This is a genomic window from Kitasatospora sp. NPDC086009 (assembly GCF_044540385.1).
In the GTDB taxonomy this organism is placed as follows: Bacteria; Actinomycetota; Actinomycetes; order Streptomycetales; family Streptomycetaceae; genus Kitasatospora.
The window spans coordinates 1,078,032-1,092,704 of sequence record NZ_JBITSA010000001.1 but is presented as its reverse complement, the minus strand read 5'-3'; the positions used below and the strand labels follow the sequence as shown (position 1 = coordinate 1,092,704).

Below are 14,673 nucleotides of genomic sequence, written 5' to 3'. Positions count from 1 at the left end.
GGGCGGAACGGGTCAGGGCGGGCCGGACGGCGCGGCCGCCCTGACCCGGGCCGGACCGCGCGGCCCGACCGGACCCGGACCGGACCTCGCGGCCCGACCAGGCCCGATCGGGCTCGGGGACCCAGCCGGTCAGCGCCCTTCCAGGAAGCGCAGCACGGCGCGGACCCGGCGGTGGCCGCCGGCGTCCTCGCGGGGCAGGTCGAGCTTGGTGAGGATGCTGTTGATGTGCTTGCCGACGGCGCTGTCGCTGATCACCAGCGCGGCGGCGATGGAGGAGTTCGACTGGCCCTCGGCCATCAGCGCGAGCACCTCCCGCTCCCGCTCGGTCAGCCGGTCGAGCGGGCCGCTCTGCCGGCGCAGCAGGAGCTGCGAGACGACCTCGGGGTCGAGCGCGGTGCCGCCGGCGGCGACCTTGCGCAGCGCGTCCACGAACTCCTCGACGTGCGCGACGCGTTCCTTCAGGAGGTAGCCGATGCCGCTGGGGTTGGTGGCGACCAGGTCGGCCGCGTAGCGCTCCTCGACGTACTGGGAGAGCAGCAGCAGGGCGGTCTCCGGCCAGCGACGGCGGATCACCAGCGCGGCCCGCACGCCCTCGTCGGTGTGCGAGGGCGGCATCCGGACGTCGAGGATGGCGACGTCCGGCCGGTGCTTCTCGACGGCGAGGAGCACCTCCTCCGCGTCGCCGACGGCGGCGGCGACCTCGAAGCCCATCGTCTCCAGGACGTTGGTCAGGCCGACTCGCAGGAGGACGGAGTCCTCGGCGATCACGACGCGCACGGCAGCTCCACGGTGATGGTGGTCGGGCCCCCGACGGGGCTGGATATCCGGAAGGTGCCGTCCACCGAGCGGGCGCGACGGCTGAGGCCGGCGATGCCGGTGCCCCGGCTCTGGTCGGCGCCGCCGACACCGTCGTCGGTGACGACGACGCGCAGCAGGTCGGCGACGCGGTCCACCCGCACGGCGGCGCGCTCGGCGCGGGCGTGCTTGGCGACGTTGTTGAGCGCCTCGGCGACGACGAAGTAGGCGACGGACTCGATGGCCGTCGCGGGGCGGCGGTCCACCGTGACCGCCAGGTCGACGGGCAGCGGGGCGCGGGCGGCGACCCCGGACAGCGCGGCGTCCAGCCCGCGGTCGTCCAGGACCGCCGGGTGCAGGCCGCGGACGACGTGCTTCAGCTCGGCGATGGCCTCCAGCGCCTCCCGGTGCGCCTTGTCGATGACGCCCTTCGCGTTCGGCCCGGCGTCGGTCAGGGTGGCCCGGGCCAGGCCGAGGGTCATCGCCAGGGCGACCAGGCGCTGCTGGGTGCCGTCGTGCAGGTCGCGCTCGATCCGGCGCCGTTCGGCGTCGGCGGCGGCCACCAGGCCGTTCCGGCCCTCGGTCAGGTCGTCGACGCGTTCGGCGAGCCGCTCGGCCCGGCTGGGCCCGAGCAGCCGGCGGGCCAGGTAGCCGTCCGCGCCGACCACCAGCGCCGTCACCCAGGGCATCACGAGGACGAGCAGCAGGCCGCCGGCGGTGAACACGGCGGCGCGCTGGCGGACCTGCTCGGGCAGGGCCCAGATCCAGCCGTACGCGCCGGCCAGGGCGATGGCGTAGAGCCAGCCGGCCAGCACGGCGAGCCCGGCGAGCCCGAGCACCGGCCCGACCAGGACGTGGTAGCCGAGCTGGCGCCAGGCGGCCTGCGAGCGGACCGAGGTGGCGAGCCCGCGCCAGCTGAGCCGGATCGTGCTGTGGGCGGCACGCGGGATCGACTCGCCGAGCAGGTAGCGGAACCGGCGGTGCTGCGCCTCGTTCAGGGCGGTGACCGAGAGCAGCAGGAAGGCGAGCGGTCCGACCACGGTCAGCATCAGCTGGGTGGTCTCCAGCGGCCAGTAGAGCCAGTCGTCGGCGGGTTCGACGAACAGCAGCCAGGGCACCGCCACCAGGGAGAAGGAGGCCAGCTGGAGCGGGACGCCCAGGCAGAGGAACACGATGTCCCGCCAGACCCGCACCGACCACGGCGCGCGGCGGAGCGCGAGGGTGAGCAGCCGCCGCGGGGCTGTGCCGGTTGTCATGCGCCCACCGTAGTTGGCAGGCCGAAGGAGTGTCATGTCGCGCCCGTTCCGGGGAAAAGGGAAGGTGGCACCCCTTGTCGAGAAGGAGTGCCACCGGTGTGGAGCCCTGTGGTGATCAGGTGATCGGGACCACCTGGGGGCGGGCCAGCCGCAGGTAGTCGGCCGACTTGATCGCGACCGACCGGTCCAGCCGGGCGGCGTTGAAGTACAGCTCCGGCTGGTCGAAGAGGGCCGGGTCGGCGAGGACCTGGAGGTCCGGGTGGAAGGAGAACGGGGTGATCGTCCCGCTCACCGTCGCGCCGAGCGCCTCGGCGACGCCCTGGTCGGCGAACCGCGCCTTGCCGCCGCCGGCCACCCGGGCGACCTGCTTGAGGTCGACCCGGCAGTCGCCGGGTATCACGGCCAGCACGTGGCGGGCGGGCCGGCCGCCCTTGGTGACGGTGACCACCATGCACTTGGCGGCGGCGGAGAGCTCGTGGCCCCGCAGCTCGCTGGCGAGCGTGGTCTGCCCCTCCGGCGGGTGGTCCATCAGCCGGTAGGCGATGTCACCCCGGTGGAACAGGTCGAGGAGTCGTCGGTAGGTGGACGGCGGGGCGAGGTCGCCCGGGTCGGGGCGTTCCAGCAGGCCCACCGCCGCGGACTGTTCGGACGTGTCGACGAGCATTGGTCCTCCACGCTTGGTTGGCTGGGTCAGACGACGAACCGGTCCAGCGAAGGATCGACGATGATCTTCGCGTGGCGGTCCGGTTCGCCCAGTTCTGCGATCGCCCCGGCCAGTCCGTCCAGGCCGGTCACCCCGGTGATCACGGCGCCGGCGTCGATCCGGCCCTCCGCGATGTCGCGCAGGGTCTGGCGGTACTCGGTCGGGCTGCCGCCGAAGGAGCCGCGGATGTCCAGCTCCTTGCCGACGGCCACGCCGGGGTCGAAGGTGTCCGGGCGCAGGCAGACGCCGACGAGCACGATGCGGGCGCCGGCCGGTGCCCCGTCCACGACCCGGGCGAGCATGCCGGGCGTGCCGACGCACTCGAAGATGACGGCGTCCTTGATCCGCACGCCCCGGTACTCGGCGGCCATCCGGTCCATCATTCCGGGGATCACCCCGAGCGAGGTCCAGCGGTCGTACGGGGACTCGACGGCCGGGTCGATCAGGATGTCGGCGCCGAGTCGCTCGGCGAGGGCCCGGCGGCGCGGCGAGAAGTCCACCGCGACGACCGGGCCGAGGCCCCTGGCCTTGAGCACCGCGACGATGCCCAGGCCCACCGGGCCGAGGCCGATCACCACGGCGACCGAGCCGGGGGCCGCCTCGGCCCGCCGGACGGCCCGGGCGGCGATCGAGAACGGCTCGGTGAGCGCGGCGGTCTTCGGGTCGAGCCCGTTGGGCACCGGCATGGTGAAGGCCTCGGAGAGCAGCATGTACTCGCCGAAGCCGCCGGGGAAGGCCGGCGTGTAGCCGATGATCCCGCTGCCCTGCGGTCCGAAGCCGATCGGCGGGCCGCACACCACGGTGCCGGGCGGCAGGGCCCGGACGGTGCCCGGGCCGTAGTCGACGATCTCGGCGGCGAACTCGTGGCCGAGCACGAGTCCCTCGCGGATGTCGTGGGTGCTCCCGCCCGTGCGGCGCATGACGTCGCCGAACGCTTCGGGGTCGTCGAGGGCGTGCAGGTCCGAGCCGCAGATGCCGCAGGCCAGGGTGCGGACCAGCACCTGTCCGGCCTGCGGCACCGGGTCCGGGACCTCCTCGACGACGAGTGCGCCCCCACGGGTGATGGCGGCACGCATGGTCGTCCTCCTCTCTGCCGGTGCGGGGTCAGGCCCGCTCGGCGATCTTCTCCGCGAGCAGTCCGGAGAGGGCGTCGATGGTGGGGTAGTCCCAGGCCAGGGTGGGCTCCAGCTCGACCTCGAACTCGTCCTCCGCGTCGCCGCACAGGGCGAGGGCGTAGACCGACTCCAGGCCGTACTCGACGAGCTTGACGTCGGGCCGGATCTGCTCGACCGGGATCTCCAGGTAGAAGGCCACCCGCTCGGTGAGCCAGGCGCGCAGCTCGGTGAGGTCGTGGGTCTGCTCGATGGACGTGGTCATGGTGATAACTCCTCGGGAGGGTCGGAAATCGTGGGGGTGGTGACGGGGCGCCGGTCAGTCCAGCGAGGCGGCGAACTCGGCCAGCGCGGCGGTGACTTCGGCGGGACGCTCCTGCTGGGTCCAGTGGCCGCAGCCGGGCAGCAGCACGCTGCGGTGCAGCCGGGGCGCCCAGCGCCGCAGCTCGTCCGCCAGCCGGTCGGGGTCCTGGCCGCGGACCACGAAGTCGTCCGTACCGGCCAGGTAGAGCGCCGGGACCTGGATCGCGGCCTTGTTGAGCGGCGCGGTGAGCTCCCAGTTGCGGTGCAGGTTCCGGTACCAGTTCAGGCCGCCGGTGAAGCCGGTGGCGCCGAGCGCCTCGGCGTAGACGGCGAGGTCCGGCTCGGTCAGCCAGCCGGGCAGCCGGTCGGGCTCCGGGTACAGGTCGAGGAAGCCGCCGCCGTCCGGCACGACCGGGTCGAAGGGCGGCGCGCCGCCGCTGGTGCCGGCCAGCAGCCGGCGCAGTGCGGCGGGCACGTCGCGTTCCAGCTCCCGCTCGGCCGCGCCGGGTTCCTGGAAGTACAGCATGTAGAAGCGTTCGCCCATGGCGCGTCGCATCGCGGGCAGCGGCGGCAGGCCGGCCCGCGGCCGGTAGGGGATGCTCAGCCCGGCCACGCCGCGGACCAGGTCCGGGCGCATCAGCGCGGTGTGCCAGGCGACCTGGGCGCCCCAGTCGTGCCCGGCCACCACCGCCCGGTCCGCGCCGAGCGCGCCGATCAGCGCGACGACGTCGCCGACCAGGTGGTGGATGGTGTACTGGTCGGCCTCGGCGGGGCCCTCGCTGAGGCCGTAGCCGCGCATGTCGGGGGCGACCACCCGGTAGCCGGCCTCGGCCAGCCCGGTGAGCTGGTGGCGCCAGGAGTACCAGAGTTCGGGGAAGCCGTGCACCAGCACGATCAGCGGCCCCTCGCCGGCCTCGGCGACGTGCATCCGCCGGCCGGCCACCCGCAGGGTCCGGTGGACGATCTCAGCCAACGCGCCGCCCTCCCCCGCCGGTGGCGAAGCCGAACATCCGGTCCATCGCGGCCGCGTCCACCAGGGTGAGGCGCGCGACGGCGGCGTCCGGGTCGGCCAGGGCCGCGTCGACGGCCCGGACGAAGTAGCCGGCGAACCGCTCGACGGTGGCCTCGTCGAACAGGTCGACGTCGTAGCGGAAGTCGACGGCCAGCGAGTCCACGCTCTGCCGCACATTCACCGCGAGGTCCAACTGGCCTTCTGCCTGAGGGAGTTCGAACGGCGCGATGCGCAGTCCGGCGAACTCGGCCGGTGCGCCGTCGGCGGCGTCCAGGAGCAGCCTCAGCAGCGGGTCCGGGCTGCTGGTGCCGATCATGTTGAAGGTGATCCGGCAGAGCGCGGAGCCGGCGCCGGTCCGCGGCCGGTTGACCGTCCGGGTGAGCAGCTCGAACGGGTAACCGACCCGGCCGAGGCCCGCCTTGACCTGCGCGTCGGCGGCCCGGGCCGCGTCGCGGAAGCTCGCCCCCGGCGCCAGGTCGGCCCGGAACAGCAGGGTGTTGATGAAGTTCCCGACCACCTCGCGGGTCGCCGGGCTCAGCCGGGTGGTGGTCGGCGCGCCGACCAGGAAGGCGTTCTGCCGGGTGTAGCGGTGCAGCAGCCCCTGGAGGATCCCGAGCAGGAGGGAGAACAGCGAGACCCCGTCGGCCAGCGCCAGCTCGCGCAGCCCGGCCACCCGCGGGCCGCTCAGGTCCAGGTGGTGGGTGCTGCCGCGGTAGCCCGGACTCGTCGGCCGGGGGCGGTCGGTGGGGATCTCGGCCGGGATCGCCCCGGCACAGAAATCGTGCCAGTACTGCTCCATCCGGGCGCCGCGCGGCGAGCCGAGCAGGTCGCGTTCCCGGGCCGTGTAGTCGTCGTAGTCCGCGGTGAGGGGTGCGAGGTCGGGCTCCCGGCCGTCGACCAGCCGCCGGTAGCTCTGCAGCAGGTCGCGCAGGATCAGCCAGTTGGAGGTGGCGTCGGTGCCGATGTGGTGGCCGGCCATCAGCAGGACGGCGTCCTCGGCACCGCGGCGCAGCAGGACGAAGCGGAACGCGCCGTCGCGCTCCAGCCGGAACGGCTCGCGCAGCGCGTCCCGCACCGCGGTGCGGAACCGCTCGTCGGTCAGCCCCGGCAGCTCGCGCAGTTCCAGGCCCAGCGGGTGCCGGTCGGCGACGGTGCGGGCGGCCCGGCCGTCGTGCTCGGCGAAGAGCGAGCGGAGCATGTCGTGCCGCTCGGCGGTCGCCTCGATCGCCCGCTCCAGGGCGGGCAGGTCGACGGCGGAGCGGACGGTGAGGGCCACCCCGGTGTTGTAGACCGCGGCGTCCGGCGCCAGCCGGTAGAGGAACCAGAGCGACTGCTGCGCGTGGGAGAGGGGGTGCGGGCTGGACATCGACGTCCTTCGTTGCGGTGGGTGGGCGGGTCAGTGGCCGATGAACCGCGGGGGTTCCCCGGCGAGGTGTGCCCGCAGGCCCTCCCGCTGGTCGGCGGTGGCGAACAGGGCGGCGAACCGGTGCCGTTCGAGGTCCAGTCCCTCGGCCAGCGGCCGGCCGAGGCCCTCGTCGACGGCCCGCTTGGCGGCGCCCAGGGCGGCTGTCGGCCCGTCGGCGAACCGCTCCGCCAGCCGCTGGGCCGAGGCGTGCACCTCGGTGTCCGGGACGACCTCGTCGACCAGGCCGAGCTCCAGCGCCTCGGCCGCGTCCACCTGCCGTCCGGTCATGATCAGCCGCTTGGCCCGTGCCGGGCCGATCAGCCGGGGCAGCCGCTGGGTGCCGCCGGTGCCGGGGATGATCCCCAACCGGATCTCCGGCAGACCGAGCACGGCCCCGGACCCGGCCACCCGGAAGTCGGCGCAGAGGGCGAGTTCGAGCCCGCCGCCCAGGGCGAAGCCCACGATCGCGGCCACCACCGGCTTGGGGATCGCGGCGATCGCGGCGAACCCGGCGTGCAGCCGGGCGGTGTACGCGTCCACCTCGGCGGGGGTGCATTCGGCCATCGCCGCGAGGTCCGCGCCGGAGCCGAAGACGCGCCGGCCCCCGGTGAGGATCACGGCCCGGACGGCCGGGTCCGATCCGACCCGCTCGGCGGCCTCGGCCAGCTCCGCGGGCAGCACCGGGTCGGCGCCGCTGATGGTCGGGCGCAGCAGCCGGACGGTCGCCACCGGCCCGGCCTCCTCGACCCGTACGTACTTTCCCATGCTCTCTTCCTGTCACTGGGCGTCATCGGCGGCTCCCGCCGGGAGCCACCGGTCCGCGTGCGCGAGGTGCCGGCCGGTCAGGCGAGGTGCCGGCCGATGAGGTCGAATCCGGCGCCGCTCTCGTAGCGGTCGAGCAGCTCGCGCAAGACCGCCGGACGGACGGCCTCCGCCCCAGGCACCGGCGGGCAGCCGAGCCGGGCGGTGAGCCGGGCCAGCGCCGCGACGACCCACTCGGGCCGGCGCGCGTACGCGCCCGGGTGGTCCGGGTTGTTCAGCCACACGCCCAGGCAGCAGGCGGCGGCCAGCAGCACCGCGTAGCGGTGGGTGAGTTCGAAGCTCACCGGGCCGGCCAGCGGGGTGCGGTCCCGGGGCGCGAGCTCCTGGCAGGCCTGTTTGAGCGCGGTCAGCTCGTCCACCAGCTGGGCGGTGAGCCGGCCCAGGACCGGTTCGTCGCGCACCCGGGCGGCCGCGTCCACCAGGCTCCCCAGCAGCGGGTCGTACCGCCCGGCGGTGGTGCTCAGCCGGTCGAAGTCCAGCTCGGGCAGGTCCCCCGCCAGGTGGAAGACGCCGGCCGGGGCCGGTTCGCCGACCAGCCAGGCGGCGCGGGCCAGCCGGGGCAGCTGCGGGATGACGGTGGCCTGGCAGACCGTGCCGCCGGCGTGCACCAGCGAGGCGACCGGCAGGTCCCGGGCGTGCTTCTGGAACACCGCGTGCGGCCCCTCGCGCAGGAACGAGCGGGCGCCCAGCACCTGGCCCAGGGCGTCGACGGTGTCCTTGAAGAGCAGCGGCACCAGGTACTTGACGGCCGCCGCGTAGACGCTGGTCTGCCCGGGCAGCAGGTGCAGCGCGCGGCAGACCGTGGTGGCGAAGGCGTCGGCCGCCTGGAGGTCCACGAAGGCGTCGGTGAGCACCGAGCGGGCGTGCGGCAGGTCGGCCACCGTGCGGTGGTACAGCCGCCGGCCCAGCGCGAAGCCGGTGACCGTGCGCAGCTGCTGGTCCACCGCGCCGAGCGCGGCGGCGGGCAGCACCGCCCGGGTGACCTGGAAGGACCGCAGGATGGTCTCCATGGCCGCGCCGACCTCGCCGGCCACCGCGGTCACCGGCACCGGGCAGTGGTCGAACTGCAGCCCGCCCAGGTACATCGCGCGCACCCCGACGGTGCGGTAGCGCGGCAGGAAGCGCAGCCGGTCGCGCGGCGCGGTGGCCATGTCGACCAGCACCATCGAGTGGCTGCGGCTGCCGGGCTCCGGGCTGGTGCGGGCCAGCACGGTGACGGCCTCGGCACGGGCCAGGTTGTTGATGATCTCCTTGTGGCCGTCGAGGACGAGGTGGTCCTGCCGCAGGGTGCCGCGGAAGGCGGTGTTCGAGACGTCGTTGCCGGTGGACATGTCGGTGTAGGCGGCGGCGATCCGGCCGTTGCGGCACAGGACGTCCGCGAGCCACCGCTGCTGCTGGTCACCGCCCTGGGCCCACACGTTGACCGCGCCGACCAGGTTGCTGGCGCCGTGGCCGAGGCCGAGCGCCGCGTCGCGGCGGAACAGCGGGCGCAGCACCCGGGCCAGCCGGTCGGCCCGGTCGAGCCGGCCGCCGAGCCGCCGCGGCACGAACTCGGCGCCGAGCCCGTAGGCGTCCAGGACGCGCTCACCGGCCGGGAGCAGGTCGCCGCGCTCGTCGGCGGCCACGAAGGCGGCGAAGCCCAGCGGGTTGTCCTGGTACTCGGGGTCGCCGAACAGGGCCTCCAGCGGTGCCGGGTTGCCGAGGTCGGCGTAGCAGTCGGGGGTGGTGGCCGTGGTCATCGGCTGCTTCCCTTCACCAGGGGGTAGGACAGCAGGGACGGGAGGAGGCCGCTGCGTTGCTGCTCCTCCAGGAAGGGCACCAGGCGCTCCAGCAGGTCGTCGCCGGCCACCGGGCGCCGCGGGCCGAGGCCGAGCCGGGTCAGCACCCGGGCCAGCGCCGCCTCCAGCCAGAGCCCGTCGGCCCACAGGCCGCCCTGGTGCTCGGGTGCCTCGTGGTTGCGCAGCCAGAGCTGGACGGCGGCCGCGGCCGCGTACAGCAGGGCGTACCGCTCGGCCAGGTCGAAGGCCGCGCGCGGCGCCTCGACCGGGACCGGCCGGTGGGCGGCCAGTTCGACCGCCAGGCCGTCGACCGCGGCCAGCAGTGCCTCGGCCCGCCGGCCGAGCGAGGCCGGGACGGCGCCGTGCGCGGCCAGCCGGCCGAGTTCGGCCACCGCGGCGGGCAGCGCCTGCAGCACGCTGGAGCCGCCGCGCGGGAGCAGGCTGAGCCGCTCGCGGTCGAGCGGGGCCTGCGGCGCGGCCAGGTCGGTGGCCTCGGCCAGCCCGGCGGCGTCCACCGTCCGCTTGCGCAACTGGCGGGCCAGCAGGGGGAAGTGGTTGATCAGCGCGTGCAGGTTGACCAGCGCGTTGCCGTCGAAGATGCCGACGATCCGGTGGTCGCGCTGGACCTTCTGGAAGCGGCCGTGCTGGTAGGTCTCGCCGACCAGCAGCGAGCGCGATCCGAGCACGGTCCCGAGCCGGTCGATCACCTGGTCGACCAGGGTCGGTACCAGGTACTTGGTGACGGCCGAGGAGACGGCCAGCTCGCCGGGCAGCGCGTGGATGCTGCGGACGGCCACCGTGCTCACCGCCTCGGCGAGCAGCACGTCCGCGTACGACTGCGCCAGCAGCCTGCGGGTCTGCGGGAGTTCGGCCAGCAGCCGGCCGTAGGCCCGCCGCTCCAGGGCGTAGCCGGCGGCCAGCGTGAGCGCGTTGTCGGCGGCGCCGAGCGACAGCGCGGCGCACATCGTGCGGGTCAGCTGGAGGCTCTTGAGGACGATCTCGGCGCCGTCGCCCTCGCCGCCGACCAGCGCGTCGGCCGGCACCCGGGCGTCGGTGAAGGCCACCCCGCTGATGTCGGCGCCGCGGATGCCGTGCAGCTTCACGGCCGGCAGCGGCCGGTAGCCGGGCGGCGCGACGGCGGACTTGTCGATCATCAGCAGGCTGAAGCCGCGCGCGTCGCCGGCCTCGCCGGTACGGGCCAGCAGGCAGACCGCCCGGCCGCGGTTGGCGTTGTTGATGAGCCACTTCTCGCCGCTCACCCGGTAACCGTCCCCGGTCGGCACGGCGACGACCTCGCCGGCCAGCAGGTCGCTGCCGTGGTCGCGCTCGGTCAGGCCCCAGGAGACCACCGTCCCGTCGAGCACCTGGGCGGCCAGCCGCTCGGCCTGCTCCCGGCTGCCGCCGACCCAGACCGACACCGCGCCCAGGAAGGTCTTGCCGTGCGCGATGGCGACGGTGAGGTCCCGGCGGGCGACCGCGCGCATCAGCTGCAGGACGTGCTCGTAACTCTCCAGCGCCCCGCCGTACTCGGCCGGGACGTAGTGCCGGGGCAGCCCCAGCAGGTCCAGCTCCCGGCAGATCTCGACCGGGAACTCCTCCCGGTCGTCCAGCGCGCCGCAGCGCGCGTAGGAGAACAGCCGTCCGCCGTCCTCGGGGTCGCCGAGGGCGCGGTCCAGCTCGCCGGCGATCCGGCGGGAGGGGTGGGTGGCGGCGTGGGTCATCGCGCACCGGCCGCGCTGCGGTAGCGGGCGGCGGTGGCCGGGTCGAGGTCCTCGACCACCGGCTCCAGCGCTCCGGTCATGAACAGCTCGCGCATGAGCGAGCGCTGCACCTTGCCGCTGGTGGTCTTGCGGACCTGGCCGGGCCGCAGCAGCACCAGGTTGGGGATCCGCACGCCGACCCGCTCGGCGAGCCGGCCGCGCAGCTGCCGGGCGAACTCGGCCAGCTCCTCGGGGGCGCCGGGGCGGCGGCGGACCTCGTGCATCACCACGATCTGCTCACCGGTGCCCGGCACCGTGCAGACGCTGCCGCTGAGCCCGTTGAACGCCTCGTCCAGTTCGGCGAGTTCGCGCTCGATGTCGTGCGGGTAGAGGTTGCGGCCGTTGACGATCAGGACTTCCTTGATCCGCCCGGTGACGTACAGCCGGCCCTCGTGCAGGGCGCCGGTGTCGCCGGTGCGCAGGTAGCCCGCCGCGCCCTCCGCCGTGACGGCGCGGAAGGTCGTCGCGGTGGCCTCGGGGTTGCGCCAGTAGCCGGCGGCCACGCTGTCGCCGCGGATCCAGATCTCACCGATCCCGCCGTCCGGGAGGGTGGCGGCGGTGGCCGGGTCGACGATCCGCACGTCGAGGTCGTGGACGGTGCCGCTGCTCACCAGCAGCGGGCCGTCGCCGCCCGGGGCGACCGGACGCAGCTCGTTGGCGGCGAGCGCCTCGGCGTCGACGGCCGTCAGGGCCGGGGTCTCGCCGCGCGGCGTGCCGGAGACCAGCAGAGTGGTCTCGGCCATGCCGTAGCAGGGGTTGAACTGGTCGAGCCGGAAGCCCGCCGGGGCGAACCGCTCGACGAACCGGCGCAGGGTGGCGGCGCTGACCGGCTCCGCGCCGTTGCCCGCGCTGACCAGGCTGCCCAGGTCCAGTCCGGCCAGCTGGGCGTCGGTCACCCGGCGGGCGCACAGGTCGTAGGCGAAGTTCGGGGCCGACGTGTGGGTGGCGCGCCGGCTGCTGATCAGCTCCAGCCACAGGTGCGGGCGGCGCAGGAAGGCCATCGGGGCGAGCTGGTAGCCGAGGGCGCCGACGTACAGCGGTGCGATCAGGGCGCCGATCAGGCCCATGTCGTGGTGCTGGGGCAGCCAGCAGGCGCCGCGGCTGTCGTACTCCAGCGCGAAGGCCCGCGCGATCAGGCCGATGTTGTGGCGCAGCGAGCGCTGGGTGACCATCACGCCCTTGGGCGCGCTGGTCGAGCCCGACGTGTACTGGATGAACACCAGGTCGTCGTCGGCGGTCGGCGGCACCTGCCAGTCGGGGGCGGGCGCCAGGTCCAGCAGGTCGGTGGCCACGCAGGGCAGCTCGGTGACACCGGCCTGCTCCAGCATGGCGACGGCCGTGCCGTGGTTGGCCGAGTCGGTCAGCACCAGGCGGATGTCGGCGTCCCGCACGATGCCGTCGACGCGGGAGCTGTGGCCGCGCTGGGTGCTGGGCTGGGGCGCCGGAACGGCCACCACGCCCGCGTACAGGCAGCCGGCCAGCGCGGTCACGAACTCGGGTCCGGCCCCGTACAGCAGCATCACGCGCTCGCCGACGGCGCACCGCTCGCGCAGCCAGGAGGCGACCGAGCGGGCCGCGCGGTCGAGGTCACCGAAGCTCAGCGGCTGCTCCGACCAGCCGTCGGAGGCGGCCTCGACGAAGACCAGGGCGGTGCGGTCGGGGGTTTCGCGGCCGTGCCGCTCCAGTCGGGTCACCAGGTGATCGGCCATCAGCACGGCCTCTTTTCGGTCAGGGGTGGACGGTGGCGGGGCGGGACGCCGGCGCCCGCGGGGACGGCGACGGGCGGGCGCGGCGCGGGCGGGGCGGGGCGGGGCGGGGTTCAGGCGCGACCGGTGCCGAGCACCTGGCGCAGCCGCAGGTCGGACTGCAGGTGCCCGGCGATGTGGGCGAGCAGCTGCTTCTCCTGGGCCTGGAGGTAGAAGTGGTCGCCGGGGAAGATCCGCAGCTCGAAGCCGGCGCTGGTGGTGTCCGACCAGGCGGCGACGTTGTCGGGCGCGCACTCGGCGTCCCGGGCCCCCACGTAGGCGACGACCGGCACCCGGTGGCGTCCGGCCGCGGGGTCGGGCCGGTAGGCGGCCGACAGCCGGTAGTCGGCCCGGATGCTGGGGAGCACCAGCTCCAGGAGGCCCGGGTCCATGTCGGCCAGCGAGCTGTGGCCGAGCTGGCGCAGCTCGGCCAGGAAGTCGGCGTCGTCCGCGGCCGCCGACTCCTCGCGCTCACGGCGGTGCGGGGCCTCGGAGCCGGAGACGAACAGCCGCACCGGGCGCACGCCGTGCTCGGCGCCGAGCCGCAGCGTCACCTCGTGCGCGACCACGGAGCCCATGCTGTGGCCGAACAGGGCCAGCGGCACTCCGTCGGCGGTCAGAACGGCCAGGGCGGCGGCGATCTCGTCCGCCATCGCGTGGACGGAGGGCGCGTAGGGGTCGCCGAGGCGGTCCTGCCGGCCCGGGTAGCAGGCCGACAGCACCTCGATGTCCTCGGGCAGTTCGCGGGCCCAGGACCAGTAGGCGGTGGGTGCTCCGCCGGCGTGCGGGAAGCAGACCAGCCGCAGCCGCGGGGCCGGAGCCGTGTGGTAGGTGCGGAACCACAGCGCCACGGAGTCGGTCATGAGCGTCCTTCGGGGGAGGGGTGCGGCCATGGAGATGCCGATCTATCAGCACCGCCACGGTGCCGCCCGCTCCTATACCGCGCCCATATCGGGCGGTCGGCCGCGCAAGTCCGCCGCCCCCGCCCGGTCCGCTACAGCAGCGCGTAGAGGGCCGAGGCGTCGTCGTGCGCCTTGCCGCGCGGCCACCGCTCGCAGGCCGCGTCCGACCGCTCGACCGCCCGCACCTGGGCGATCAGCTCGCCCGGCCCCGACTCGGCGAGCAGTCGCAGGGCGTCCGCCCAGCTGCCCAGTCCGAAGCGCTCGGTGTAGCGCGAGGCGCCGTCGCTCAGCGCGGCCACCGCGTGCAGCCGCTCCAGCTCGACGAAGCCGGTCTCGGCGTGCTGCGCGGCCTTGGGGCTGGCGGCGGCGATCCACGGGCCGGTGCCGGAGTTCCGGGCGGCCCGGACGGCCAGCGCGTACTCCAGGTGCAGCGCGGCGCGCTCGGTGGAGCCGGGCACCGTCGACCAGACCTGGCGGCGCACCTCCTCACCGGCGGGGAAGCGCTGGTTGTCGCCGATCACCTTGAGCGGCCCGTCCTTGTACTGCAGCACCAGCAGCGAGTCCCCGAGCACCAGGTACTCCAGCGCACTGCCGTGCCGCCGGGCGGCGACCACCATGGCGGCGGGCGTGTTGGGGTGGGCGAGGTCGCAGCGGCCCCCGTGCAGCGCCGCCGTCTCCACGATGGCGTCGGCCAGGCACTCGGCGATCGAGCGGTCCGCCCGGTCGGTCAGCCGGGCCAGCAGGTGCACCCCCAACCGCCGTACGTACCAGGGGGTGCCGTGCCGGCACCCCGACTCCAGCCCGGTCGGCGAGCTCGCGCCGTCGAGCAGTACGAGCGCCTCCGGCGAGGCCGCCGCGAAGTCCTCACTCTCGCGGTCCGGCCGCCGTGCTTCCCCTGCCAGCTGTACCTGCATCCCGACAGTGTGGACGCCGGGTGGGGCGCGCGCCCAGACCCGTGCACGCGGTGCGCGCCGCCGGCGCCGGACCGTCCGGTGGCAGCGGGGGTAATTCGGCCATACCGTCGGATATCGAGTGGACAATTCGGCCAATCAGGGCCTGTCAGGTTTCGCGGTCTCCTTC

The 14,673-nt window shown here is 74.8% G+C and carries 13 protein-coding genes; all 13 read right to left on the bottom strand.

The genetic code is table 11. The annotated features are described in order from the left end of the window. Nucleotides 1–129 precede the first annotated feature (129 nt). Nucleotides 130–777, bottom strand: coding sequence for a response regulator transcription factor (locus tag ACIF6L_RS05025; RefSeq protein WP_352296467.1), 648 nt, complete (start codon nt 775–777; stop codon nt 130–132). Further along, nucleotides 765–2,051 (bottom strand): sensor histidine kinase, encoded by a 1,287-nt coding sequence (locus ACIF6L_RS05020; RefSeq protein ID WP_396486168.1) that lies wholly within the window; start codon nt 2,049–2,051, stop codon nt 765–767. Before ACIF6L_RS05020 ends, ACIF6L_RS05025 begins: the two co-directional genes overlap by 13 nt. Before the next feature lie 115 nt (nt 2,052–2,166). Beyond that, nucleotides 2,167–2,715 carry a YbaK/EbsC family protein gene (locus ACIF6L_RS05015; RefSeq protein WP_329488961.1) on the bottom strand — a complete coding sequence of 183 codons (549 nt, stop codon included), beginning with the start codon at nt 2,713–2,715 and terminating at the stop codon, nt 2,167–2,169. Between the two features lie 26 nt (nt 2,716–2,741). Next, nucleotides 2,742–3,830 carry a zinc-binding dehydrogenase gene (locus ACIF6L_RS05010; RefSeq protein WP_396486167.1) on the bottom strand — a complete coding sequence of 363 codons (1,089 nt, stop codon included), beginning with the start codon at nt 3,828–3,830 and terminating at the stop codon, nt 2,742–2,744. Between the two features lie 28 nt (nt 3,831–3,858). Then, a complete protein-coding gene (locus ACIF6L_RS05005; RefSeq protein ID WP_329488959.1) occupies nt 3,859–4,131 on the bottom strand; it encodes an acyl carrier protein in 273 nt (90 codons plus the stop codon). Nucleotides 4,132–4,185: 54 nt separating this feature from the next. After that, on the bottom strand, nt 4,186–5,097 hold the full coding sequence (locus tag ACIF6L_RS05000) for an alpha/beta fold hydrolase (RefSeq protein ID WP_396486189.1): 912 nt from the start codon (nt 5,095–5,097) through the stop codon (nt 4,186–4,188). Nucleotides 5,098–5,134: 37 nt separating this feature from the next. Then, nucleotides 5,135–6,547, bottom strand: coding sequence for a condensation domain-containing protein (locus ACIF6L_RS04995; protein WP_396486166.1), 1,413 nt, complete (start codon nt 6,545–6,547; stop codon nt 5,135–5,137). A 30-nt stretch (nt 6,548–6,577) separates the two neighbouring features. Then, nucleotides 6,578–7,351: an enoyl-CoA hydratase/isomerase family protein gene (locus tag ACIF6L_RS04990; protein WP_396486165.1), complete on the bottom strand. Its 774-nt coding sequence runs from the start codon at nt 7,349–7,351 to the stop codon at nt 6,578–6,580. 77 nt (nt 7,352–7,428) lie between these two features. After that, nucleotides 7,429–9,147 carry an acyl-CoA dehydrogenase gene (locus ACIF6L_RS04985; RefSeq protein WP_396486164.1) on the bottom strand — a complete coding sequence of 573 codons (1,719 nt, stop codon included), beginning with the start codon at nt 9,145–9,147 and terminating at the stop codon, nt 7,429–7,431. Beyond that, nucleotides 9,144–10,907 carry an acyl-CoA dehydrogenase family protein gene (locus ACIF6L_RS04980; RefSeq protein ID WP_359838540.1) on the bottom strand — a complete coding sequence of 588 codons (1,764 nt, stop codon included), beginning with the start codon at nt 10,905–10,907 and terminating at the stop codon, nt 9,144–9,146. Before ACIF6L_RS04980 ends, ACIF6L_RS04985 begins: the two co-directional genes overlap by 4 nt. Next, nucleotides 10,904–12,655: a fatty acyl-AMP ligase gene (locus ACIF6L_RS04975; RefSeq protein WP_396486163.1), complete on the bottom strand. Its 1,752-nt coding sequence runs from the start codon at nt 12,653–12,655 to the stop codon at nt 10,904–10,906. Before ACIF6L_RS04975 ends, ACIF6L_RS04980 begins: the two co-directional genes overlap by 4 nt. A gap of 110 nt (nt 12,656–12,765) precedes the next feature. Next, nucleotides 12,766–13,554 carry a thioesterase II family protein gene (locus ACIF6L_RS04970; RefSeq protein WP_396486162.1) on the bottom strand — a complete coding sequence of 263 codons (789 nt, stop codon included), beginning with the start codon at nt 13,552–13,554 and terminating at the stop codon, nt 12,766–12,768. A 131-nt stretch (nt 13,555–13,685) separates the two neighbouring features. After that, nucleotides 13,686–14,507 carry an integrase gene (locus ACIF6L_RS04965; protein ID WP_352296438.1) on the bottom strand — a complete coding sequence of 274 codons (822 nt, stop codon included), beginning with the start codon at nt 14,505–14,507 and terminating at the stop codon, nt 13,686–13,688. Nucleotides 14,508–14,673 lie beyond the last annotated feature (166 nt).